This window comes from Nonomuraea sp. NPDC023979, from assembly GCF_040639085.1.
Classification (GTDB): Bacteria; Actinomycetota; Actinomycetes; order Streptosporangiales; family Streptosporangiaceae; genus Nonomuraea; species Nonomuraea ceibae.
Genome location: NZ_JBEZZG010000002.1, coordinates 446,251 through 470,014, shown reverse-complemented (window position 1 = coordinate 470,014; position 23,764 = coordinate 446,251). Strand labels below are relative to the sequence as shown.

Sequence of the window (23,764 nt, the reverse complement as noted above, 5' to 3'; positions counted from 1 at the left end):
GGCCTCCACCACGCTGTCCACGGGGTGGGCCTCCACCACGCTGTCCACGGGGTGGGCCTCCACCACGCTGTCCACGGGGTGGGCCTCCACCACGCTGTCCACGGGGTGGGCCTCCACCACGCTGCCCACGGGTTGAGCCTCCACCACGCCGCCAACGGGGTGAGCCCCGACCGGGTGGCTGCCAACGTGGCGGCAACGGGCGCGCTGCCACCGCTGGCCAGCAAACGGCCTCAGCCCCAAGCTGACCGCACCGAAGCGGAGCCCGACGGCCGGCACCCGCCGCAACCTACTCCCCGTCCGGGACCGCGGCCTGGATGGGGGTGATGGTGCCGGTTGTGACGAGAAGCCCGCGTCCCGGCGGGCCGCCCGATACGCCACGCGGCAGGCGGATCGTGAACAGGTCACCGTCGGCCTGGCTCTGCACCGACAGGAGAAGACCGGTCCGCCCCTTGCGAGCTTCGGCGGCGAAACCGCGATAGGCCACGGTCAGGTCACTGGTGGTGCCCGCGATGAGGAGACCGTGGTCCCCGTCCCTGCCTGACCGGAGCTGGTCCTCCAGGACAGTGCCCAGCGGGCTGTCCGGGTTGATCAGCTCGGCATCGTCGATCAGGAGAACATAGTGGCGCAGATCGGCGACCAGCTCCTGAAGGTCGGTGGCGTTGCCGTCCAGGATGGCCACGGCGGCGTCGAGGTCACGCAGAGGGCTGCGCCTCGGCGCGACCGCGATCACCGGCGTCCCCGCACGGATCAGGGACTGAGCCGCCGTCACCAGGACGGACGATCGCCCTGACCGCGCGGGCCCGGCGATCACCGCCGCCGGCCCGTACGCCATCAGGTCGAGGCCCAGGGGCGCGAGCGCGTCACCGCCCGCTCCCATCAGCGCCCAGAGCGGCGACGGCGGGCTGAACGCCGGATCCAGCGCCAACGCCTGGCCGGCGGTGATGCGCAACGGCAGGGCGTCCACCCGCAGCGGCGGCTCACCTTCCCAATGCCACGCTCCCGGCCCCGCCGGCCCGCCGCGCATGTGAGCCGGACTGGAACGCCGCGAACCGTCCGACCGCCTCGGCGAGGGCAGCCCGGATGAGGAAGTGCCCCCACGCGCCGAAGCCCCGTCGTGCGCGGATGCGCCCCCGTGCACCGAAGCCCCGTCGTGCGCCGATGCGCCACCGTGCGCCGAAGCGCCGTCGTACGAAGCCGCGGGCCGGCCTGTGGAACGCGAAGCTTCGTCGGGGTCGTACTGGTCCGCGGAGTGCGTAGGTGCGGTGGCGTCGCTCTGAGCCGCAGGGTGCGGCGACGTGCCGAGGCCGGGGTCGGCTGAGGGATGCGCTGGTGTGCCGAGGCCGGGCTGGAGGGTGAGGTCCGGGGTCGCGTACCGATCGGGTGGCGGCGAGGTGCCGAAGGGGGAGCCCATGACCGAATCGGCGGCCGGGATGGGGGTGGAGCGGGCGAGGGACTGGAGGGTGGCCACCTGGGCGGGGCCCGCTGGGTCGGGGGTGAGGAGGGCGATCTGGTGCTCGACGATGCCGTGTTCGCCCATGGACAGGGCTCGGCCGGGAGGCATGGACGAGGGCAGGCCCTTCAGGGGGAAACCCGCCAGGCCGTAGTCGGAGGGGTCGGAGAGGCGCAGGAGAAGACGGTCGTCGAAGACCGTCGACACCTGGCCGAGCAGGGACGAGCGGTCACCGGTGACCACGCCGCGCAGGCCCACCGCCGGGCCCTCGCGGAGAAGCTGGAGGAGGGATTCGAGGAGGCGGCCGTAGTCGTAGTTCTCGAACGCCGCGACGTAGCCCTCCCAGCGGTCCAGCATGAGCACCAGCCACGGCAGCCGATGTCCGGCTTGCCGGTATTCGGCCAGCGAGGCGTGGCCCGCCTCGGCGAGGAGCTGCTGGCGGCGGCCGACCTCCGTACGCAGGCGCGTGAGCAGGCGCTCGACCCGGTCCAGTTGGTCACGGGTGACGACGGCGCCGCAGTGTGGCATCGCGACCAGGGGGAGCAGGGCGCCGGAGCCGCAGTCGACGGCGTGGACGTGGACGTCCGACGGGAGGGTGTAGGCGGCGATGGCGCCCGCGATGGTGCGCAGGGCCGTTGATCTGCCGCTGCGCGGTGCGCCCGCGATGAGGAGGTGGCCGCCGTGCGCCAGGTCGAGCGTGAGCGGGCATCGGTCCTGTGCCCAGGGGCGGTCCGTCATGCCGAAGGGCAGCGGCTCCACCTCACCGGCCGGCAGGCTGCCCGGCGAGCGGGACCCGTACGGCTCCACGAAGGTGACCGGGGGAGCGTCGGGTGACCCGTTCGACGGGGTCCCGCCGGGCGCTCCCACAGGTGTGGCCGCGCTGGACGAGGTGCCGCCGGCCGGGCCGGCAACTGGGTACGCCGTGGCCGGGTCGTCGTTCGGGGTCCCGTTCGGCGGGGTGGCGGTGCCGTACGGCATTCCGCGTGCAGGAACGTTGCCCGGTGGACGCACGTTCGGGGACGGGGCAGGGAGGGCGGCTTCGGCACCGGGCACGGCGGCCTGGCCGTCGAGCGCGGCGGCGGGAGACTCGCCCGGCCCATGGGGGGAGTCGGGCTGCGCGGACGGGAGGTCGGGAACCGGGGCCAGGTGGGGGCCGCCGGTCGGCAGGGTGAGGACGATCTGGGCGGGGAGGGGCTCCAGCCAGGGGCGGGGCTGCTCCGGCACGCCTGCCAGGCGGGCGGCCTCGATCATGGCGTCGGCCAGGATCGACAGGTCCGTGACCGCCGATTCCTCCGTCGGCTGCGGAGGCGCGGGCAGGGCGCGGCCCAGGGAGCGCCAGTCGATGTCCACGACCCTGACGCGGGCCGGGGTGCGCTGCGGCGCCCAGGTGGGGCCGGTGAGGCCGGGATGCACGGGAGGGCCCGGCACGCCGGTGTGCGGGCCGGGTGAGGGGGCGGGGAGAGGCTCGGGGGCGCGGCCGCCTACGCGGGCCGTCTGGACGGCCGTGGCGGGGCCCGCGCCGGACTTCACGTAGCAGCGACCGGGGGTGGACTTGGAGATGTGGGCCGCGTCCGGCAGGTCGATCACGTCGGACGACTCCGCGGGCTCCGTGACGCGCAGGGCGATGCGGAGAGAGGTGTTGGCCTGGATGTCGGCCGTGACCACACCGGCCGGGCGCTGCGTGGCCAGGATCAGGTGGATGCCCAGCGAACGCCCTCTGCGCGCGATGTCAACCAATCCCGTGACGAAGTCGGGCAACTCCGACACCAGGGCCGCGAACTCGTCGATGATGAGCACCAGCCGGGGCAGCGGATGGCCGGTGTAGTCCTCGATGTCCTTGGCCCCGGCGGCGAGGAGCAGGCGCTCGCGGCGGCGGATCTCGGCGCCGAGCGACTCCAGTGCCCGCTGGGTGAGGTGGCCGTCCAGGTCGCTGACCATGCCGACCGTGTGGGGCAGCCGGGTGCACTCCTTGAACGCGGCGCCGCCCTTGTAGTCGATGAGCACGAACGTCAGCTGGTCGGGGCGGTTGGAGACGGCCAGCGAGCAGATGAGGGACTGCAGGAGCTCCGACTTGCCCGCGCCGGTGGTGCCCGCGACGAGGCCGTGCGGGCCGTCGAGGCTGAGGTCGATCGCGAACGGGCCGTCGGGGCCGGTGCCGATCAGCGCGCGGGTGGTGCCCTGGTCGAGCCAGCGGCTGCTCACCTCGCGGCCGGTGGGGGCGCGCAGGCCGAGCAGGTCGAGCAGGCGTACGGACTGCGGGAGCTGGGCGGCGCCGTCTTCCCTGCTCACGTCGCGGATCGGCGCCAGCGCCCTGGCCAGGCGGTCGCACCAGGAGGGTGAGACCCGGTCGGCCAGGACGGGGCCGATCACGTCGAGGCCGCCGCCGCGCAGGTGCACGCGGCCGTCCGGAGCGCACGCGGCGACCGTGGCGCACTCCTCCGGCAGCAGCCGCTCGTCGTCGTCGAGGGCCAGCGTGTAGACGCCCGCCCGGGGGCCCTGGCGCAGGACCTGCGGCATGCTGGGCAGGCCGCGCAGGGCCTGCGCGCCGTCGAGGACGACCAGCACGTCGTACGGGCGCACGTCGTAGGTGGAGAAGGCCGGGGGCTCCGGGCCGCCCAGGTCGTCCCAGCCGGTGGGGATCTTGCCGAGCTCCGGGATGGCGGTGTTCTGGCGTTCGTCGATGAGCGCGGCCAGCTCGCTGACGCGCTGGGCGGCGGACTCGGGGTCGGCGCCGATCAGCGCCACGCAGTCCTCGCCGCCGCGCGGCGCGCAGTGGGGCAGCCAGCGCGCCCAGCCCCAGCGGCGCTCGCCGTCGGCATGCGCGGAGATGATCACGATGGCCAGGTCGCGCGGGCTGTGCAGGGTGGCGGCCTGGCCGATGAGCCATCCGGCCAGGCCGGTGGCTGTGTCGCGGGGGCCGGTGACCCCGGCGACGCCGAGCCGCCGCATGGCCAGCGCCACCGGCACCGCGCGGCAGATCGGCGGCTCGATCGGGCCGCCCTGCTCCTCGGCGAGGTCGAGGTTGGCCGGGAGGTCGGCGAGGCCGACCCTGAGCCGGAGCGCGTCGTCGTCGTGGACGCGGCGCTCCCACAGCCGCCGCCGGGGGCCGATGGCGGTGAGCAGCACCTGAGCCGGATCGGGGGCGTCGGACCTGCGCAGCAGCTCGTCCTCGGCTCTGGCCCGCTCGACGGCCTCGTCGTAGGCGTCCAGGCGCTCCTTGTACTCCTTGATCGCCTGGCGGTGCTGCTTCTTGCCGTGGCGGCGGTCGCTCCACCACTGGCCGACCATGATGACCGGGGTCATCAGGGCGAACAGCAGGAAATACCACTGCTTGAGCACGTAGGCCAGCGTCAGGCCGATGACCATCGGGAGGAACGCGGCCAGCAACTGCAGGCGCATGCCCTCGGTGCGCGACGGCTCCTTCGGGCGCTTGAACGTACGGCGGAGCTCGGGACGGGTCAGGCGGGGCGGCCGGTTGTAGGCCACGCCGCCTTCGAGCCGGGGGGTGAGATGGGCGTCGCGGGGCTCGATGGCGGTCAGCGTGAACAGCGACGAGCCGCACGACAGCAGCGCGTCCTCCGGCCACTCGACGGCGTCGGTGAGCGGACGGGAGGCCAGCTCGGGGGAGTCGTCGAACGATTCGGCGGCGAGCTCGGCCGCCTCGCGTTCGGCGACCCGGGCGGTGAGCTCGGCGACCTCGTCGGCCCAGCGGCCCTTGAGCTTGAGGCGCGGCGCCTGGCCGGGAGTGGCGCGGGGCGCGCGCTCCGCGGTGATGGCGTCGGGGGTGACGCGGATCGTCACCGACTCGGGGGCCAGCGCCGGGTCGGCCACCGTGATCGCGCACATGGGATCGGAGCCGATGACGTGGACGCCGAGGCCCAGGCGGTGCACCGCGCCGGCGGCCGGGCCGCCCACCACGCGCACCTCCGCCACGCCACCCGGCTCCTCGACGATCGTGGCGCGGGCGAGGAGGGGGTCGAGGGTGACCTTGTCGCCGTCGTGCAGCACCGCCTTGGCGGGGGCGCGCGGGTCGAGCGGGCGGCCGTTGCGCCACAGGGTGAGGGCCTGGCCATGCGGACGGTCGTTCCAGCTCCGGGCGGCGCCGTGGACGCTGGGGGGCGGGGAGGCGCGGACGTCCCAGGTGACGCCGTCCTCGGGGTGGGGCGTGCCGGGGGCCGGGGAGCCGTGGCGGCCCCGCCCGGGGCCTCCGGCGGGACGCTCGCGGTCTGGTGACGCCCAGTCGTCGCCCTGGCCGGTGAGCCCCTGAGCGTCGCCGTGATCGTCCGAAGCGGCCCACCGCCCCTGACCGATGCCGCCGCCGGAGCCGGACGGCCGCCACCCGGAGCCGCCGCCGGAGCCGGATGGCCGCCACCCGGACCCGCCGCGACCCGAGCGACGCCCCGCAGGCCCGTCGCCGGGCGCTAGGGGAGCGCCGAACGGCGGGCCACCCGAAGAGGACGGCCCGGGCCCGGAGGGACGGTGGCGGCCCTCGGACCCGTTGCCCGGGGCGGACCCGTCGCCGAAGGGCGGACCGGCGGGCCCGTCGAGGCCGGGCGGTCCTGGGTCCGGAGGACGGCGGCGTTGGGAGGGCACGCGGGCGACGGGGCTGGGAGGCCCGGCCGATGACATGCCGTAGGGAGCCCGGGCACGGGGCAGCCGGACCACCTGGGCGAGCGGCTGGTGATCGGCGAGCGCCTCGCTCACTCCGGCCACGGTGGTGTCGTCGTCGCCGTCGATCACGACGTCACGGTCGCCCTGCTCGCCGAGCACGGTGAGCATGATCCGCATGGTTGCCGTCTCCTCGGTCGGACCTCGGCGCCAACGTAGCGCCCGCAGCGAGGCTAGGCCCGCAGGTTGACGGCAATGGCATGGAACGCGGTTCTGTGGAAAACCCCGAAGGGACGCACGGAACCTGTGGATGACCAGGGAAAACACCTGCGCGGCGGCCGGCGGAGAAAGATGCCCGAATATGCGCGGAAGATCCCGACCGAATCACCCCCGACATGCCCAACCATTAGGGGATAAATCCCAAAAATCATGTGAATAATGTGCCGCATGTTACTCAGGTGACTCTTATCCATAAAAAGCAGCCACCGTCAACTCGCTAGAAACAATAAGCATCGATTACCCGGAGTTGACACAACGCCCCCTGCGAATCAAGCATGGTTCCTCGCATTCCACCCACGCCCTTGACCAAGGGCTGCACATAATGGCGTGAATTCCCTCAAATCATCATGGGAGCCGCATGAGGACCAGTGAAAAACCCGCCGTCAACGCGGCCGGGTTGTCGGGCCCGGCCTCGCGCAAGCTTCCGGTGCCTCCTCGCGAGCGCAAGCCCGCGCTGGCGGCTCTCGCCCTGCTCCTCATCCTGGGCGGAGCGCTCGCCACGACGCTGCTCGTGCTGCGCAGCGGCGACCGGGTGTCGGCGATCAGGGTCGTGCAACAGATAGGCGCCGGCCAGCGGTTCACCCCGCAGGCCCTTGAGGAGGTCCAGATCGCCGACACCGGCATCGCGTACGTGAGCTGGTCGCAACGGCAGAAGGTGCTCGAGTCCTTCGCGGCCGTCACGATCCTGCCCGGCACGCTGCTGACCAGCGACATGGGCATGGAGGCCAGCGACGAGCTCGGCCCCGGCAAGGCCCTGGTCGGCCTGGCGCTCAAGCCCGGTCAGATGCCGCAGGGCCTGGAGAAGGGCGACCGGGTCCAGGTCGTCCACGTGCCGGGCGACGAGGGCGAGGCCCGGGTCCTGGCACAGAACGCGCTGGTCCAGAACGTGGGCGAGAAGGGCGGCGTCACGGTGATCGTCGAGACCGGGGTCTCGCCGGCGGTCCTCCAGTACGCCTCCACCGGCCAGATCGCGGTCGCCGAGTTGCCGGGGGCACGCTGACGTGGCGCTGATCGTGCTGGCCGCCGACAAGGGCGCGCCGGGGGTGACCACCGCGGCCACGGCCCTGGCCGCGGTGTGGCCCCGTCCCGTGCTGCTCGCCGAGTGCGACCCGGCCGGCGGTGACCTGGCCTATCGGCTGCCCGCCGCCGACGGGGGCGTGCTCAACCCGGGCCGCGGCCTGCTCACGCTGGGCGCGACGGCCCGGCGCGGCCTGGAGCCCGCGCAGATCCACGCCCACACGCAGAAGATCATCGGAGGGCTCGACGTGCTGGTCGGCATCACCCACGGCGAGCAGGCCGCCGGTCTCACCTGGCTGTGGGGACCGCTGGGCCGGACACTGGCCGCGATCCCCAACGCCGACGTGATCGCCGACTGCGGCCGGCTGGGCGCGCACCCGCAGCTCGGCGACCTGCTGGCGGAGGCCGACCAGGTCGTGCTGCTCACCAGAGCCACCCTCGACCACGTCGCCCACCTGCGCGAACGCCTGTCGATCAGCAAGGCGCACGGCGTCGTGGTGATCGCCGACCCGCGCAGCTACCGTTCCTCCATCGACGACGTACGCCGGATCGTGGGCCCGTACGTCGGCTTCGTCCACGGCCTGGCGTACGACCCGAAGGGCGCCGAGCTGCTGCGCGGCCAGTGGGGCGGCAGGCTCGACCGCTCGCTGCTCGTCCGCACGGCCCGCGACCTCGCCGGACGGCTGGTGAGCCGATGATCGACCACGCCCTCGTCAAGAGGTTCCGCCAGGAGGTCGGCGACCGGCTCGCCCACCAGCGCAGGCTCGACCAGGCCAACGGCCTGCCGGCGATGACCGGCGAGGACGAGCGCCAGTTCGCCAGGGCGCTGATCTCGCAGGTGCTGGAGGAGCACGCGCGCAGCGAGATCGGCCTCGGCCGCACCCCGCCCACGGTCGAGGAGGAGGAGGGCCTGGCGGCCGGCATCCACGCCGCGCTGTTCGGCGTGGGCCGCCTGCAGCCGCTGCTCGACGACCCCGAGGTCGAGAACATCGACATCAACGGCTGCGACAAGGTCTTCGTCGGTTATGCCGACGGCCAGGAGATCGCGCACGAGCCGGTGGCCGAGTCGGACGAGGAGCTGATCGAGCTCATCCAGATCCTGGCCGCCTATTCGGGCCTGTCGAGCCGCCCGTTCGACACCGCCAACCCGCAGCTCGACCTGCGCCTGCCCGACGGGTCCCGGTTGAGCGCGGTGATGGACGTGACAGTACGGCCGGCGGTCTCGATCCGCCGTGCGCGTTTGGGCAAAGTCTTTCTTTCGGATTTGGTCGGAAATAACACCATAAGCCCAGAAGTAGGCCGTTTTCTGACTGCGGCGGTGCGTGCCCGTAAGAACATCATGATCGCCGGTTCGACCAATGCCGGAAAGACGACGCTCCTGCGCGCCCTCGCCAACGAGATCCCGCCCGCCGAACGCCTCGTCACCGTCGAACGCGCCCTGGAGCTCGGCCTCGACCAGTTCCCCGACCTCCATCCGAACGTCGTCGCCTGCGAGCAGCGCCTGCCCAACTCCGAGGGCCAGGGCGAGATCAGCATGGCCGAGCTCGTCCGCCGCTCCCTCCGCATGAACCCCAGCCGCGTCATCGTCGGCGAGGTCCTCGGCGACGAGATCGTCACCATGCTCAACGCCATGACGCAGGGCAACGACGGCTCCCTGTCGACCATCCACGCCAACTCCAGCATGGAGGTCTTCAACCGCATCGCCACCTACGCGCTCCAGGCCAGCGAACGGCTGCCCATCGACGCCACCCACATGCTCATCGCGGGCGCCATCGACTTCGTCGTCTTCATCGAGAAGCGCAACGACTACCACCGCGGCGGCAGCCTGCGCCGCTACGTCTCCAGCATCCGCGAGGTCAACGGCTGCGACGGACGCGTACTGTCCAGCGAGATCTTCGTGCCCGGCCCGGACGGGGCGGCCGTCCCGCACGCCCCCGTCTCGTGCCTGGAGGAGCTCGCCGCCCACGGCTACCAACCGGGAGGCTGGTGACGCGTGCTCACCTTCGACCCGCTCGCCCTCCTGTCCGGCGCGCTCGCCGGCGGCGGCCTGTTCCTGCTGTTCCTCTCCCTGTACGGGATGCGGCCCAGGCCCTCGCAGCCCAGGCGCCGCCTGATCCAGGTGCTGACCACCCGCGCGGCCGTCGCCGCCATCGCCGCGGCGCTGGTCATGGTGGTCACCGGCTGGGTGGTCGTCGCGGTCGGCGCGGTGCTGCTGGTGTTCGCCTGGCGCGGGCTGTCCGGCGGCGCGGCCGAGGAGCGGGCCGCCATGCGCCGCCTGGAGGGCCTGGCCGCCTGGACCGAGTCGCTGCGCGACACCATCGCCGGCGCGGCGGGCCTGGAGCAGGCCATCCCCTCGTCCATCAGGGCCGCCGCCCCGACGCTCCGCCCCCACCTGCGCGCGCTGGTCGACCGCCTGCACACCCGGATGGCGCTGCCCGAGGCGCTCGGCCTGTTCGCCGACGAGCTCGACGACCCGTCGGCCGACCTCGTGGTCGCGGCCCTCATCCTCAACTCCCGGCTGCGCGGCCCCGGCCTGCGCGACGTGCTCGGCGCGCTCGCCGTCTCCGCCCGCGAGGAGCTCGACATGCGCCGCCGCGTCGAGGCCGAACGCCGCGCCACCCGCCGCAGCGTCCAGATCGTGGTGATCACCGCGCTCGTCTTCGCGGGCCTGCTGGTGGTCTTCAACCCGTCGTACGTGGGCGAGTACGACAGCTACCTGGGCCAGGCGGTGCTCGTCGTCGTCGCCGGGCTGTTCGGCGCCGGGTTCGCCTGGATGCGGCGGCTGGCCAGGTTCGACAAGCCGACGCGGCTGCTCATGGGAGGCGACCATGCCTGAGGCGCTGCCGATCCGAGGGGTGGCTGGGGGCGGTCATGGTTGAGACCGTGCTGGCCGGGGGTGTCGCGGGGCTGGGCCTGTTCGTGCTGCTGAGGGCGCTGTTCCCGGCCCGGCCCGGGCTGGTGGCGCGGCTGCTGGCGCTCGACGCCGTCCGCGAGGACGCCGAGTCGCCGCGCATCCAGCTCGTGCTGCCCGACGAGGAGGTCAGCGCCTTCCGCCGGGGGCTCGGCCTCCGGCTCGTCCGCCTCTACGGGGCGCGCGGCTGGGAGGTCCGCTCGATCAGGGCCGACCTGGCGCTGGTCGGGCGCTCGTTCGAAGGCTTCCTGGCGACCAAGGCGCTGCTGGCGGTCAGCGGGCTGCTGGCGTTCCCGGTGCTGTTCGGCTGGCTGGTGCTGATGGGCTGGGGCGCCTCGCCGGCGATCCCGTTCTGGGTGGCGCTGATCGCGGCCGTGGTCTTCTTCTTCCTGCCCGACCTGCAGATCCGGCGGGACGCCGCGGCCCGGCGGCGCGACTTCCGGCACGTCGTCGGCGCGTTCCTGGACCTGGTATCGATGAACCTGGCCGGCGGCCGGGGCGTCCCCGAGGCGCTCATGATGGCCGTATCGGTCAGCGGCGAGCAGCCCAACTGGGCGATCGGCCGCATCCGCGACGCGCTGAGCGGCGCCAGGATCGTCGGCATCACCCCGTGGCAGGCGCTCGGCCAGCTCGGCGAAGAGATCAACATCGACGAGCTGCGCGACCTGTCGGCGGCCCTCGGACTGGTGGCCGACGACGGGGCCAAGGTGCGCGCCTCCCTGACGGCCCGCGCCGCCACCCTGCGCCGCCGCGAGCTCGCGGAGATCGAAGGGCGGGCGGGGGAGCGCTCGCAGTCGATGCTCGTCGCCCAGCTCCTGCTCTGCGCGGGGTTCGTGATCTTTCTCAGTTTTCCGGCCGCTATGAAGATGTTGGGGTCCTGAATGAAGAATCATCCGTGGATCGTCTATCTGGTGGCGCTCCTCAGCGTGCGGATCCACCGGGCGCGCACCGCCCCCAGTCGTGGCGCCTCCGCCGTCGAATGGGTCATCATCACCGCGATCATCGCCGGGGTCGCCCTCGGCCTGGCGACCCTGATCAGGCAACTGGTCGAGAGCAAGCAGAGCGAGATCCAGGGCTCCTTCGGCGGCGGCGAAGGAGACACATGACCGGCCCGCCCGCCCCCGGACGCCGGCCCGCCGCCCCACCCACCAGGTGGCGGCGGCGCGTGGCGTCCGGTGGGCGGGAGCGGGGGGCTTCGGTGGTGGAGCTGGCGCTGCTGATGCCGGTGGTGCTCGCCGTCGTGCTGCTCATCGTGCAGGTCGCGCTCTGGTTTCACGGGCGGCAGGTGGCGGAGGCGGCGGCCAGGGAGGGGGCCCGCGTGGCCCGTTCCGCGCCCGCCGACTCCGGCGGGTGGGAGGCCGAGGCGCAGGCGAAGGCTCGCGAGGTGGTGGCGGCGATCGGGCCGCGGCTGCTGAGCGGCGCGCAGGCGACCACGGCCGAACGGCAGCCGGACGAGCGCCACGTGACCGTGACCGGCAGTGCCGTCCAGGTCATCCCGCTGCTGCCGGAGCTGGCGTTCACGATCACCGCCACGTCGGGCGGTCCGATCGAGTGCTTCCGTCCCGACGACGGCGGAGATGACTGCGGTTGACCCTCTCCCGACGGACGGAAGCGGGCTCCCGTGGGCCGGGACCGCCTGGCCGTGCGTCACGCCGGGTCCAGCCCGTACGAGGTCGTCCGGAACACCCGCTGAAGGAGGAGGCCGTGCCGCGAAACCCGCAGGGGCGGAGGTCCCTGGTGCGCGAGCGTGGGTCGATGGCCGTCGAGACCGTGATGCTGGCGCCGGTCTTCCTGCTGTTTCTGCTGTTCCTGGCGGGCGCGGGGCGGCTGGTGGAGGCGCAGGGCGAGGTGAACGGCGCGGCCAGGGACGCCGCCCGGGCCGCCTCGGTGCAGCGCACCCTCCAGGGGGCCGAGTCGGCGGCCGAGGCGGTCGTCACCCAGGCGTTGCGCGACGGCTGCACCGGTCCGGCCGTCTCGCTCGACGGCTCGCGGTGGGAGGAGGGCGGGCAGGTGGTCGCCGAGGTGACGTGCGAGCTCGACCTGGCGTTCCTCGGCTTCGGCGGGAGCCAGCGGATGACCGGCACGTCGGTGGTGCCGCTGGAGCAGTTCAGGAGGGTCGAGTGAGGGGCGGGGAGCGCGGCTCGATGTCGGTGTTCACGGTGCTGTTCTCGGTGGTGGTGTTCCTGCTCGCCGGGCTGCTCGTGGACGGCGGGGCGGCGATCAACGCCCGGCTGCGCGCCGCCGACGTCGCCGAGCAGGCCGCGCGGGCCGGGGCGGACCGGATCGACGTGGAGCACCTGCGTTCCACCGGCCAGGTGCGGTTGCTGGGCGAGGCGGAGGTGTGCGGGCGGGCCGACGAGGTGATCGGCGCGCACGGCGGCACCGGGGTGACCTCGGGGAGCTGCGCCGTCGGGCAGGGGCAGGCCGACGTGACGGTGACCGTACGGGTCCGGTGGACGGCCTTCTTCCTGGGGGCGATCGGGTTCCCGGGGTCGGACATGGAGGCCGAGGCGACGGCCGCCCCCGAGGCGCGGTGAGCCAGACCGAATCACGCCGGTCGGTGGATGCGGGGCCGGAGAGACGTGACGCTGGAATCGAGAAGGGAGAGGCGATGCCCAGGCGAGGCCCCGCACGACCGGCGCACCCCACCGGCGGGCCCCACCAGCCCGGCGGCGGCCAACCGCCCACGGGCGGGTCGCGGCCGGCCGGAGGCGGGTACCCGCCGCATGGCGGGGGGCGGCAGTACTTGGCGCCCAATGACGGGGCCCCGGAGGACAGGCAGCGCCAGGCGGCGACCACGGGGCGGGCGCGGCAGGCGGGGCGGATTCACGCGCGGCGCAGCGCCGGTGACGTGCTCGCCGGGCTCGGGGCGTTGCTGGTGCTGCTGGCGCTCGTCGGCGGGGTGCCGTACGCGCTGCTGACGTTCGTGGGCCCGCCGATCGCGCCCGAGCTGCTCGATCTCGACCTGCTGACCAGCCGGGTGGGGCCGAGCACGGTGATGGCGCTGCTGGTGGCGTTCGTCTGGCTGGCCTGGCTGCAGCTGTTCGTGTGCGTCGTGGTCGAGGTGTACGCGGGAGTGCGGCGGGTGGGGATGCCGGCCCGGGTGCCGCTGTCGGGAGGCACGCAGGCGCTGGCGAACAAGCTGGTGTCGGCGGTGCTGCTGCTGTTCACGGCGGGCGCGGTGGTGGTGCCGATCGCCAGGATGGCCGCGCCGCCGCCGGTTCCGCAGCCGATGACCACGGTGGCCTACACCGCGCCGGTCGTGGAGAAGGAGGTGGTCGACACGCAGCGGACGAAGAAGGTGTACGTGGTGCAGCCGCCGCACGGCCGCCATCACGAGAGCCTGTGGGAGATCGCCGAGAAGTGCCTGGGCGACGGCCGCCGCTATCCGGAGATCTTCCGGCTGAACCAGCACAAGGAGCAGCCCGACGGCGCCAAGCTGCGGATGGCCGATCTGATCAGGCCCGGCTGGGTGCTGGACATGCCGGACGACGCGAAGAACACCCATGTGGTCCCGGCGAGCCAGGCCAGGGCGCAGACGCTCAAGGAGCATCCGGCCAAGCCCGGCGGTGACGGCGGCGACCGGGAGGTGGTGCGGGACCGCGTCGAACGGGAGAGCACCCAGGAGCAGGCCCCCAGGAACGCCCAGCCGCCGACCGAGGAGCGCGACGCCGAGACCCAGCCCCAGCAGGAGCAGGGCCTGGAGCTGGTCGATTTTCTCGCCGGGTCGTCGCTGGCCGCGGCCGGGCTGCTGATGGTGCTGGCCAGGCGGCGGCGGGAGCAGCTCTGGCGGCGCCTGTTCGGCCGCCGCCTGGCCCGGCCGCGTGGTGACGCCGCCGAGGCCGAGATGGCGCTGCGGCTGGGCGCCGACGCGCCGGGGGCGCGCATCCTCGACGTGGGCCTGCGCCTGCTGGGCGCCGAGCTGGCCGCGCAGGGGCGGACGCCGCCGACGGTGTACGCCGCCCACCTGTCCGCGCGGTCGCTCGACCTGTGGATCCACCCGCCGGACGCCGACCCGCCGGAGCCCTGGACGGCCGACGACGGCGGCCAGGTGTGGCGGCTGGCGGCGCACGAGGGCCGCCTGCTGGACGATCATCCGGGCGGAGCTCCGTACCCGGGGCTGGTGTCGATCGGCACGGACGGGAGCGGCCGGGTGCTGGTCGACCTGGAGGCGGCGCAGGGTCTGATCAACGTGCGGGGCCCGCAGACGACGGCGGCGCTGGCGGCGCTGGCCGTGGAGCTGGCCACCAACCGGTGGTCCGACCGGATGCGGATCACGCTCGTCGGGTTCGGCGAGGAGCTGACGGCGATCGCGCCCGACCGGATCAGGGCGGTGGGCGGGCTGGCGGAGGTGCTGCCGGAGCTGGAGGCGACGGCGGCGCCGCGCCGGGAGGTGCTGACGGGCCGGGTCTCGGGCCGCCCGCGTGACGCCCACTACCTGCTGTCGGCGGTGGCGCCGACGCACGAGGAGGCGCGCAGGCTGGCGCTGCTGGCCCGCGACGACACGGCCGGTTACGTGGTGACCGGCGACGTGCCGCATGCCACCTGGACTTGGGAGATCACCGAGGACGGCCGGGCCAAGCTGCCCGAGCTGGGCTTCGAGGTGACGGCGCAACTTCTGCCGCGCCGCCACTACCGGGCGCTGGTGGAGCTGTTCCGCACCGCGGACCGGTTCGACGGCGAGGCGATCCCGGAGGCGGAGCCGCTGGACGACCTGCGCCCGCCGGCGGTGGAGATCAGGATGCTCGGCCCGCTGGAGATCGTCGGCCCGGAGCCGCTGGAGGAGGGCCGGATGGCGCTCGCCGCGGAGTTGCTCGTCTACCTGGCGACGCATCCGGGCGGGGTGCATCCGGTGGTGCTCGGCGGCGTGCTGTGGCCGCGCGGCGTGCAGTCCATGGTCCGGGGCGCGACGATCGCCCGGGTGATGAGCTGGCTGGGCCCGGAGCACCTGCGTGCCGACGAGTCGGGCAGGCTCACGCTGGGGCCGGGAGTGCGCACGGACTGGGCGGTCTTCCGCGAGCTCGTGCGCCGCTCCCACCACGATGCCGCGGCCCGTGCCGTGCTGCTCGAACGGGCGCTGAGCCTGGTCAGGGGGCCGCTGCTGAGCGGGCGGGCGCACGGCCGCTACTCCTGGCTGGCAGGTGACGAGCTGGAGTACGACGTGGCGGCCGAGGTGGCCGACGCGGCGCACCGGCTCTGCGAGTTGCGGCTGGCCGACGGCAGGGCCGACGCGGCGATCGCCGCCGTGCGGGCCGCGCTGCTGCTGGCGGCCGATGACGAGGGCCTCTGGCGTGACCTGCTGCGGGCCACGCACGCCACCGGTGACCTGTCGCGGCTGCGGGCCGTGGTCGAGGGGCTGACCAGGCGGTCGGCGTTCCATCCGCACGGTGGCGGGATGGCCCCGGAAACCGAGGCGCTGATCGACGAGCTGCTGCCGTCGTGGCGCCTCCGCGTCGTCAGGGAGTCGACGGCATGAGACGTATCGCGATCCTTCTGGCACTGGCGGCGGCGGCCGGGTGCGGCCAGGCCGAGCAGCCCTACACGCCGCGGCAGGCGCCGGTGCAGGCGACGGGCGAGGCCACGGAGCAGGCCACCCCCAGCGGGAGCGAGCCGCCCGCGACGGTCGGCGTGGGTGACGAGCTGGAGGTGCGGGTGGCGTGGCCGGACAAGGTCGACCAGCTCGTCCGGCTCTTCCCGGAGTTCTACGCCGACTCGTGGGCGGCCGTCGTGTCCGGCGGTGACCGCTACCTGCGGCACGTCGAGCCGACGCTGATCCCCGACTCGGTCGAGTGGGTGGCGGGGTTCACCGGCAAGGGCCAGTCGGTGAAGGGAGTCGTGCGGCTGTACGACCTGAAGACGACCGTCATGGGCAAGGGCGCCCAGGTCGACGTGTGCGTGGACGAGACGCGGATGACGATCGTCTCGGCCGATACGGGCAAGGCGATCTCGCCGCAGCCCGACTCCAGCCGCGCCCCCTACCTGCAGACCATGCTCGCCCACCGGGGTGACGACGGCGTGTGGCGCATCAGGCAGTTCAGCAACAGCAAGGAAGGGTGCAGCCCATGAAAGGCCTGCTCTCGGTGATCGTCGCCGGATCGCTGCTGTTCGCCGGCAGCGCCGATCCGCCGCGCGACAACACGAAAGCCGAAGGTTTCCAGAAGGGCAAAACGGCCGGCGTCGTCCTGGAACACTCCAAGATCCAGATCACCGGCGACGTGAAGGGCGGCAAGAGCGACGGCTACCAGCTCAAGAGCCCGTGCTGGTACGAGCCGGGCATGAACGCGGAGGAGATGTACGCGTTCATGAAGGACGCCGAGGCCAACCTGTCCAGGATCAAGGAGGACGAGGCGGGCTTCAACGCCTTCGTCAAGCAGTTCAAGGACAAGGTCGGCCAGCCGGGGCTGTGGTGGTCGCCGGCCTACAACGCGGCCGATCCCCGGGGCGCGGCGTGCTGGGCGGGGCTGGAGCTGTTCGTGTTCGTGCCGCCGGACACGACGCCGCCGAGCGGCATCACGTTCCGGGAGCTGGCGGAGATCGCGCGGGCGGCGCTGACGGTGCCGGAGGGCAAGGTCGAGCTGAGCCCCGACGCGAAGAGCTACGTGAACCTGCCCACGTTCGTCTGGCTCGAGGGCGTCGGTGAGCCGCGCCGTTCGGTCACGGCGACGCTGCCCGGCGTGATGAGCGCGACCGTGGTGGCCACGCTGGACGACATCAAGATCGACGCCGGTACGGGCTCGGACCGGGCGGAGGTGCGCCAGTCGGGCTGCGGCGCCGCGGGCCGGCCCTACGCCGAGGGCGCGGAGTTCACCTGCGGCGTGCGGTATCTGCGTGCCTCGATCGACCGGCCGCGTGAGGTGTACGAGCTGACCGTGACCAGCGTGTGGCCGGTCGAGGTGAGCGGCGGCGTGGCGGTCCAGTTCGACCCGATCGAGGTGTCGGCGAGCAGGGACGTGCCGGTCGGCGAGGTGCAGAGCAACGTCAGGCCCTAGGCGATGACGGCGGCGAGCGGCGCCAGCTCGGGCTGCTCGGCCGCCTCGGCCAGCACCTCCTTGAGCACGGTGTCGTGGGTGGGCCCGGCCGTGGCCAGCAGGTCGCGGCCGGCCTGGGTGACCTCGGTGTAGATGCCCCGGCGGTCGTCCTCGCACAGGTAGCGCGACAGCAGGCCCCGGTTCTCCAGGCGGGTCACCAGGCGGGTGGTGGCGCTCTGGCTGAGCACGACGGCGCGGGCGAGCTGCTGCATGCGCATGTGCCAGCCGTCCTGGCGGGCGAGCACGTCGAGCACCGTGTACTCGCTCACGCTCAGCCCGTGCTCCTTCTGCAGCGCCTTCTCCAGCCGGTCCTCGATCTTGGCGTGCAGCGCGGCCAGGGTGCGCCAGCCCTGGGCGCGTGCCTCCACGGCGTCGTCGGCGATGGGCATGTGACACCCTCCTCAGCATTCTTGTATGGTCAGTTAGTCGGCGTGTGCAAATAATGCCTACGCTCACTAACGTCGTCTGAGGAGAATTCTATGCCTCTCGCCCTGTTCGCCCTCGCGATCAGCGCCTTCGGCATCGGCACCACCGAGTTCATCATCAACGGCCTGCTCCCCGAGCTGGCCGGAGACTTCGGCGTGACGATCCCGGCCGCCGGGCTGCTCGTGTCCGGTTACGCGCTGGGCGTGGCCGTGGGCGGGCCGCCGCTGACCATGCTCGGCGGCCGGTTGTCACGCAAGACCATGCTGCTGGCGCTGATGGTGCTGTTCATCGCCGGCAACCTGCTGTCCGCGCTCGCGCCCTCGTACGGGACGCTCATGGTGGGCCGGTTCCTGGCGGCCTTCGCCCACGGCGCGTACTTCGGGGTCGGGTCCGTGGTGGCCGCCGACCTGGTCGCGCCGCGCAAGCGGGCCAGCGCGATCGCGCTGATGTTCACCGGGCTCACGCTGGCCAACGTGCTCGGGGTGCCGCTAGGCACCTGGATCGGGCAGGCGTTCGGCTGGCGGGCCACGTTCTGGGTCGTGGTCGTGATCGGCGTCGTCGGGCTGGCCGGGGTGCTCGCCCTGGTGCCCGCCCAGCCGAGGCCCACCGGTGGAGTGCTCAGGGAGCTGGCGACCTTCCGCAAGGGCGGAGTGTGGCTGGCGCTGGCGATGACCGTGTTCGGGTTCGCGCCGGTGTTCGCGGTGATCACGTTCATCTCGCCGATCATGACCGGGGTGGGCGGGTTCTCCCCGGGCGCCGTGCCGATCGTGATGGCGCTGTTCGGCGTCGGCCTGGTGATCGGCAACCTCATCGGCGGGCGGCTCGCCGACCGGGCCGTCATGCCCAGCATCTACGGCTCGGTGGCGCTGCTCACGCTGCTGGCCGTGGTCGTGGCGCTGGTGGCGGGTCACCAGGTCGCCTTCGTCGTGGCGATCACGCTGTTCGGCGTGGCGGCCTTCGCCACCGTGCCGCCGCTGCAGACGCGCGTCCTGGACGCGGCGGCGGGCGCGCCGACGCTGGCCTCGGCGGCCAACATCGGCGCGTTCAACCTGGGCAACGCGATCGGCTCGTTCGCGGCCGGGCTCACGATCGACGCCGGTCTCGGCTACACCGCCCCCGCCTGGACCGCGGCGGGGCTCGGTGTCGTGGGGCTCGTCGTGGCCGCGCTGGCCGGGCTGCAGGCGCGTCAGCGGGCGGCGGACTCGTGGGCGAGCAGCCACTCCTTGACGGGCACCCCGTAGTAGTAGCCGCCGAACCCGCCCGTCGACGGCAGCACCCGGTGGCACGGCACGAACGGCGCGATCAGGTTCTGCGCGCACGCCCCGCCCGCCGCGCGGGCCGCCGTCCGCGGCAGCCCGGCCCGCTCGGCCAGCTCCGCGTACGACACCGTGGTGCCCGCCTTGACCTCGCGCAGCGCCCGGTGCAGCTCCTTGCGCCGGGGCGAGCCCGGCTGCTCGACCGGGACGTCGTCCAGCGCGTCGAGGTCGCCGGCGAAGTAGGCGCGCACGGCCTGGGAGATCGGTCCCAGGTCGTCGACCACGTCCAGGCCCTCCGCCTGGAGCTCGGGCTTGAGCCGGACGAACATCTCCTTGGGGTCGGCGGTGAAGCCGGCGGCGACCACGACGCCGTCGCGGGCCAGCACGGACAGCTCGCCGGTCGGAGTGGGCAGGATCTGAGCGTTGATCATGAGTGACTCCAGAGGTGCAGGGCGGCGTAGGCCCGCCAGGGCCGCCACCGTTCGAGATGGTCCTTGGGGATGCCGAGGGCGGCCATGCGCTTGTCGAGCACGAGGTCGCCGGTCGGCCACGCGTCGGGGTCGCGCAGCGCCCGCAGCGCGACGTAGCTGGCGGTCCACGGGCCGATGCCGGGCACGGCGAGCAGTTCCTTGACCGTCTCGGCCGGCTCCTGGCCGCCGTCGAGGTCGATCAGGCCGTCGTCCACGCGGGCGGCGAGCTCGGCCAGCGTGGTGATGCGCCGCCCGGTCAGCCCGAGCCCGGTCAGATCGGCGTCGCGCAGCTCGGCCGGGCCGGGGAAGAGGCGGCCGTCCCCCGCGCGGGCGACGATCCGGCCGAGCAGGGTACGGGCGCCCGCCACGGAGATCTGCTGGCCCACGACCGCGCGCACGGCCAGCTCGAACCCGTCGAACGCGCCCGGCACCCGCAGCCCCGGCCGCGCCGCGACGAGCGGGGCCAGCGACGTCTGGCCGAGCGCCCCGGCGATGGCGTCGGGGTCGGCGTCGAGGTCGAGCAGCCGCCGGCACCGCGCCACCAGCCTGGCGAGCTGCCGGGTGTCGTCCACGGCCACGTCGAGGGCGAAGTGGCCGTCCTCCGGGGTGAGCGTGACCGTGCCCCCGGGCACGTTGCGCGTGTAGGAGGCGGCGTCGGCCACCTCCAGGCCGGGGATCGCCCGGGAGGCCAGGAACGCGAACACCCCGTCCACGTCGTACGGCTCGCGCCGGTGCAGCCGCAGCCGGAGCGAGGCGTCCTTCGGCACGCCCCGGCCCGCCGCCGTGGCGCGCAGCTCGCTCGGCGTGAACCCGTACGTCTCCCGCATCGTCGCGTTGAACTGGCGGACGCTGCCGAACCCGGCGGCGAACGCCACCTCGGTCACCGGCAGCGCCGTCTCGGTGAGCAGCTGCTTGGCCAGCAGCAGCCGCTTGGTCCTGGCGACCGCCAGCGGCCCGGCGCCGAGCTCGGCGACGAACAGCCGGTGCAGGTGCCGCTCGGTGATGTGCAGCCGCCTGGCCAGCCCGGCCACGCCGTCCTCGTCGGCGGCCCCGTCGTCGATCAGCCGCAGAGCCCGCCCGATCAGGTCGCCCCGCAGGTCCCAGCCGGGGTCGCCGGGCGACAGCTCCGGCCGGCACCGCTTGCACGGCCGGAACCCCGCCGCCTCGGCGGACGCGGCGTGCCGGTAGAACCGCACGTTCCGCGACGCGGGCGTGCGGGCCGGGCAGATCGGCCGGCAGTAGACGCCGGTCGTCTTCACCGCCGTGTAGAACCGTCCGTCGAACCGGGCGTCCCTGGCGGAGACGGCCCGGTAGCAGGAGTCGAAGTCGAGCTCTGGTGCTGACATGCCTCCGAGGCTATGCGCTGGTCACAGGTGTCGACTGGCGGAAATCAGACGTTACCGTGAACGCCCAGGTCAGCGCCGGGGCGCGGCATCGCCACGCTGTGGGAGAGCCGCACGCCGGAGCCGCCCGAGGCGCTCCTCGGTCACTTGGACGAGACGCCGACCCCCAGATCGAACTCGCGGTAGACGCGCGCCCAGAAGCCGTCGCGCAGCCACACGCGCGCCTCCGGGTAGGGCCGCAGCGAGTGGCCGAGCTCCTTCTCCGCCTCGATGAGCAGCTCGGTGTCGATCACCGTCGGCAGGATGGGGCCGGGGAGCAGGTCGCGGATGTTGTCGCGGCCCCGGGTGAGGATCCACTTCTGCGCCACGTGCTCGCCCACGTCCTCCACGCGCGGGCGGCTGGGCCCGAGCTTGGCCACCTGGCCGGGTTTGACGTGCGGCTTGACCGGCGCGCGGCCGGCGAACACCTGGGCGGGGGAGGGCGCGGCCGCCGGCGGGGTGACCGCGACGGGCTGGGGAGCACGGCTGAAAAAGGGCCTCAGGAAATCAGCGCTGATCACTTCCACGGTGTCGGACTCCCAGACCAGGCGCTCGGCCTGGTTGGTCCCATAAGGCGGCTCGACCCCCCATAGGTGGATCCGCACCCCGTACGCCTGGGCGGCCTCCACCGCGGGCACCATGTCCTCGTCGCCGGCCAGCAGGATGGTGTCGGTCACCGCGTGGTGCCTGGCCAGCGCCTCCAGGTCGCTCCTGATCTGCGCGTCGACGCCTTTCTGCTGGCCACGGGCGTTCAGGTTGCCAAGCCGCACCTTGACCCAGGGGAGCTGGGCGATGACCCGCTGGTCGACCGTGGGAACCCGGTCGCGGGCCGCGTCATACCAATAGATCCGCAGAAGCTCCCCGGAAATACGTTCCTCTGCATGTTTCTGTAGACTCTGGATGAGCTCATCGGCCGCCACTCGATATTCCTTGCGCTCCTTGGCGCCGAGCAGCACTTCACCTGCGGCAGCGTAGAGATAACCGACATCCACAAGGACGGCGTACTTGGCTGCCACAGGATGCGGCATGAGGTCTGGGATGGCCATGATGTCCTCCAGGCCGCGGCGTTAGTTGATCGGCTGACTATATACGCCTACTTTCTCTAGATAGTCCCAACTCCCGGAGAACTTGACACCCGATTCCCGGGATCTATCTAGGGTTGGGCGCTCATCCGCCAAGCCGACTTCCCCGGCGCCGGGGGGTTACGCATGCTTCTCGCGGGGTTGCGCCAGGATTGTGCTGCGGGGGTCACGGAGGGTGCCGGCCGGGCGTGGCGGGTGGCGAGGACGGCCACGAGCGCGGCGATCTCCTCGGGCGTGGCGTCGCCGCGCACGACGCGCAGGTGGCCGCTCACAGCGGGATGTTCCCGTGCTTCTTGGGCGGCAGGCTGGCGCGCTTGTTGCGCAGCGCCCGCAGCGCCCTGACGATGTGCGCCCGCGTCTCCGACGGCCGGATGACGGCGTCCACGTAGCCGCGCTCGGCGGCGATGTACGGGTTGGCCAGCGTGTCCTCGTACTCGGTGACCCGCCGGGCCCGCTCGGCGTCGGCGTCGTCGGAGGCGGCCAGCTCGCGCCGGTAGAGGATGTTGACGGCGCCCTGCGCGCCCATGACCGCGATCTGCGCGGTGGGCCAGGCCAGATTGACGTCGGCGCCCAGGTGCTTGGACCCCATGACGTCGTACGCGCCGCCGTAGGCCTTGCGGGTGATGACGGTGACCAGGGGGACGGTGGCCTCGGCGTAGGCGAACAGGAGCTTGGCGCCGCGGCGGATGATTCCGTTCCATTCCTGATCGGTTCCGGGGAGGAAACCCGGTACATCAACAAAAGTCAGGATCGGAATATTGAAAGCATCACATGTTCGAATAAATCGTGCAGCCTTCTCGGATGCGTTGATATCCAGGCATCCGGCGAAATGCATGGGCTGGTTGGCCACCACGCCCACCGGCCGCCCGTCGACGCGCCCGTACCCGACCACCACGTTCGGCGCGAACAGCTCGTGGACCTCCAGGAACTCCCCGTCGTCCAGCACGTGCTCGACGACCCGGCGCATGTCGTACGGCTGGTTCGCCGAGTCGGGGATGATGACGTCCAGCTCCGGATCGGGGTCCAGATCCTCGGCCGCCTCGAAGCCCGGCGCCTCGTCGAGGTTGTTGGAGGGCAGGTAGGACAGCAGCGCCCTGACGTAATCGAGCGCGTCGTGCTCGTCCGCCGCCTGGTAGTGGGCCACGCCCGACTTGGTGTTGTGCGCGTGGGCGCCGCCGAGCTCCTCGAACGTGACCTCCTCCCCCGTGACCGTCTTGATGACGTCCGGCCCGGTGATGAACATGTGCGAGGTCTGGTCCACCATGACCACGAAGTCCGTCAGCGCGGGGGAGTAGACGTGGCCCCCGGCCGCGGCGCCCATGATGAGCGAGATCTGCGGGATCACCCCGGAGGCGTGCACGTTGCGCTTGAAGATCTCCGCGTAGAGGCCGAGCGCGACGACGCCCTCCTGGATGCGCGCGCCGCCGCCCTCGTTGATGCCGATGATCGGGCAGCCGATCTTGAGCGCCAGGTCCAGCACCTTGACGATCTTCTCGCCGTACACCTCGCCGAGCGAGCCGCCGAACACGGTCACGTCCTGCGAGAAGACGCACACCTGCCGCCCGTCGATCGTGCCGTGCCCGGTGATGACGCCGTCGCCGTAGGGCCGGCGCTTCTCCAGGCCGAACATCGTCGAGCGGTGCCTGGCGAACTCGTCGAACTCCACGAACGAGCCCTCGTCCAGCAGTGCCAGCACCCGTTCGCGGGCCGTCATCTTGCCCTTGGCGTGCTGCTTGTCGACCGCTGCCGCGGACCCGGCGTGCACGGCCTCGTCCAGCCGTCGCTCCAGGTCGGCGATCTTCCCAGCGGTGGTGTGAATATCCGGCATGTCTGGCAAGGGTTCGGCAGCTGTCAT

Annotated in this window: 20 protein-coding genes; 13 read left to right on the top strand and 7 right to left on the bottom strand. The window is 72.8% G+C overall.

Annotated elements, in window-relative coordinates; translation table 11 throughout:
• Positions 1 to 286: 286 nt before the first annotated feature.
• Entirely contained in the window at positions 287 to 6,238 is a 5,952-nt protein-coding gene (locus AB0G11_RS05485) for an FtsK/SpoIIIE domain-containing protein (RefSeq protein ID WP_357584120.1), read from the bottom strand.
• 457 nt (positions 6,239 to 6,695) lie between these two features.
• On the opposite strand from AB0G11_RS05485, the gene AB0G11_RS05480 reads away from it, so the two are divergent.
• The 12 genes from AB0G11_RS05480 (at position 6,696) to AB0G11_RS05425 (ending at position 17,254) form a co-directional block, all read left to right on the top strand.
• Positions 6,696 to 7,337, top strand: coding sequence for a hypothetical protein (locus AB0G11_RS05480; protein ID WP_219499832.1), 642 nt, complete (start codon positions 6,696 to 6,698; stop codon positions 7,335 to 7,337).
• A gap of 1 nt (position 7,338) precedes the next feature.
• A complete protein-coding gene (locus tag AB0G11_RS05475; RefSeq protein WP_219499830.1) occupies positions 7,339 to 8,052 on the top strand; it encodes a hypothetical protein in 714 nt (237 codons plus the stop codon).
• Positions 8,049 to 9,344 carry an ATPase, T2SS/T4P/T4SS family gene (locus AB0G11_RS05470; protein ID WP_357584118.1) on the top strand — a complete coding sequence of 432 codons (1,296 nt, stop codon included), beginning with the start codon at positions 8,049 to 8,051 and terminating at the stop codon, positions 9,342 to 9,344. The genes AB0G11_RS05475 and AB0G11_RS05470 overlap by 4 nt, the downstream gene beginning before the upstream one ends.
• Positions 9,345 to 9,347: 3 nt before the next feature.
• Positions 9,348 to 10,190 (top strand): type II secretion system F family protein, encoded by an 843-nt coding sequence (locus AB0G11_RS05465; protein ID WP_219499826.1) that lies wholly within the window; start codon positions 9,348 to 9,350, stop codon positions 10,188 to 10,190.
• Between the two features lie 35 nt (positions 10,191 to 10,225).
• Positions 10,226 to 11,146 (top strand): type II secretion system protein, encoded by a 921-nt coding sequence (locus AB0G11_RS05460; RefSeq protein ID WP_357584116.1) that lies wholly within the window; start codon positions 10,226 to 10,228, stop codon positions 11,144 to 11,146.
• Entirely contained in the window at positions 11,147 to 11,371 is a 225-nt protein-coding gene (locus AB0G11_RS05455) for a hypothetical protein (protein ID WP_219499822.1), read from the top strand.
• A complete protein-coding gene (locus AB0G11_RS05450; RefSeq protein WP_357584114.1) occupies positions 11,368 to 11,856 on the top strand; it encodes a TadE/TadG family type IV pilus assembly protein in 489 nt (162 codons plus the stop codon). Before AB0G11_RS05455 ends, AB0G11_RS05450 begins: the two co-directional genes overlap by 4 nt.
• 113 nt (positions 11,857 to 11,969) lie before the next feature.
• A complete protein-coding gene (locus tag AB0G11_RS05445; protein WP_219499819.1) occupies positions 11,970 to 12,389 on the top strand; it encodes a TadE/TadG family type IV pilus assembly protein in 420 nt (139 codons plus the stop codon).
• On the top strand, positions 12,386 to 12,802 hold the full coding sequence (locus AB0G11_RS05440; protein WP_308125591.1) for a flp pilus-assembly TadE/G-like family protein: 417 nt from the start codon (positions 12,386 to 12,388) through the stop codon (positions 12,800 to 12,802). The genes AB0G11_RS05445 and AB0G11_RS05440 overlap by 4 nt, the downstream gene beginning before the upstream one ends.
• A 209-nt stretch (positions 12,803 to 13,011) precedes the next feature.
• On the top strand, positions 13,012 to 15,741 hold the full coding sequence (locus AB0G11_RS05435; RefSeq protein WP_357584112.1) for a BTAD domain-containing putative transcriptional regulator: 2,730 nt from the start codon (positions 13,012 to 13,014) through the stop codon (positions 15,739 to 15,741).
• Entirely contained in the window at positions 15,738 to 16,331 is a 594-nt protein-coding gene (locus tag AB0G11_RS05430; protein WP_219499817.1) for a hypothetical protein, read from the top strand. Before AB0G11_RS05435 ends, AB0G11_RS05430 begins: the two co-directional genes overlap by 4 nt.
• Complete coding sequence (locus tag AB0G11_RS05425; protein WP_219499809.1) at positions 16,328 to 17,254, top strand: hypothetical protein; 927 nt, start codon at positions 16,328 to 16,330, stop codon at positions 17,252 to 17,254. Before AB0G11_RS05430 ends, AB0G11_RS05425 begins: the two co-directional genes overlap by 4 nt.
• On the opposite strand, the gene AB0G11_RS05420 is transcribed toward AB0G11_RS05425, so the two are convergent.
• The gene (locus AB0G11_RS05420) at positions 17,251 to 17,682 is read right to left on the bottom strand and encodes a MarR family transcriptional regulator (RefSeq protein ID WP_219499807.1); all 432 of its coding nucleotides are present in this window, start codon (positions 17,680 to 17,682) and stop codon (positions 17,251 to 17,253) included. The two genes, AB0G11_RS05425 and AB0G11_RS05420, sit on opposite strands and share 4 nt — an antisense overlap.
• 90 nt (positions 17,683 to 17,772) lie before the next feature.
• On the opposite strand from AB0G11_RS05420, the gene AB0G11_RS05415 reads away from it, so the two are divergent.
• Entirely contained in the window at positions 17,773 to 18,960 is a 1,188-nt protein-coding gene (locus AB0G11_RS05415) for an MFS transporter (RefSeq protein WP_357584110.1), read from the top strand.
• Here AB0G11_RS05415 and AB0G11_RS05410 read toward each other — a convergent pair.
• From AB0G11_RS05410 to AB0G11_RS05390, 5 genes are all read right to left on the bottom strand, one after another.
• Entirely contained in the window at positions 18,906 to 19,406 is a 501-nt protein-coding gene (locus AB0G11_RS05410) for a methylated-DNA--[protein]-cysteine S-methyltransferase (RefSeq protein ID WP_219499803.1), read from the bottom strand. The two genes, AB0G11_RS05415 and AB0G11_RS05410, sit on opposite strands and share 55 nt — an antisense overlap.
• Positions 19,403 to 20,791, bottom strand: coding sequence for an AlkA N-terminal domain-containing protein (locus tag AB0G11_RS05405; RefSeq protein ID WP_357584109.1), 1,389 nt, complete (start codon positions 20,789 to 20,791; stop codon positions 19,403 to 19,405). Before AB0G11_RS05405 ends, AB0G11_RS05410 begins: the two co-directional genes overlap by 4 nt.
• A gap of 140 nt (positions 20,792 to 20,931) precedes the next feature.
• Positions 20,932 to 21,873: an NYN domain-containing protein gene (locus tag AB0G11_RS05400; RefSeq protein ID WP_049568418.1), complete on the bottom strand. Its 942-nt coding sequence runs from the start codon at positions 21,871 to 21,873 to the stop codon at positions 20,932 to 20,934.
• 107 nt (positions 21,874 to 21,980) lie between these two features.
• Complete coding sequence (locus AB0G11_RS05395) at positions 21,981 to 22,181, bottom strand: acyl-CoA carboxylase subunit epsilon (RefSeq protein ID WP_219499799.1); 201 nt, start codon at positions 22,179 to 22,181, stop codon at positions 21,981 to 21,983.
• Positions 22,178 to 23,764 carry an acyl-CoA carboxylase subunit beta gene (locus AB0G11_RS05390; protein ID WP_357584107.1) on the bottom strand — a complete coding sequence of 529 codons (1,587 nt, stop codon included), beginning with the start codon at positions 23,762 to 23,764 and terminating at the stop codon, positions 22,178 to 22,180. Before AB0G11_RS05390 ends, AB0G11_RS05395 begins: the two co-directional genes overlap by 4 nt.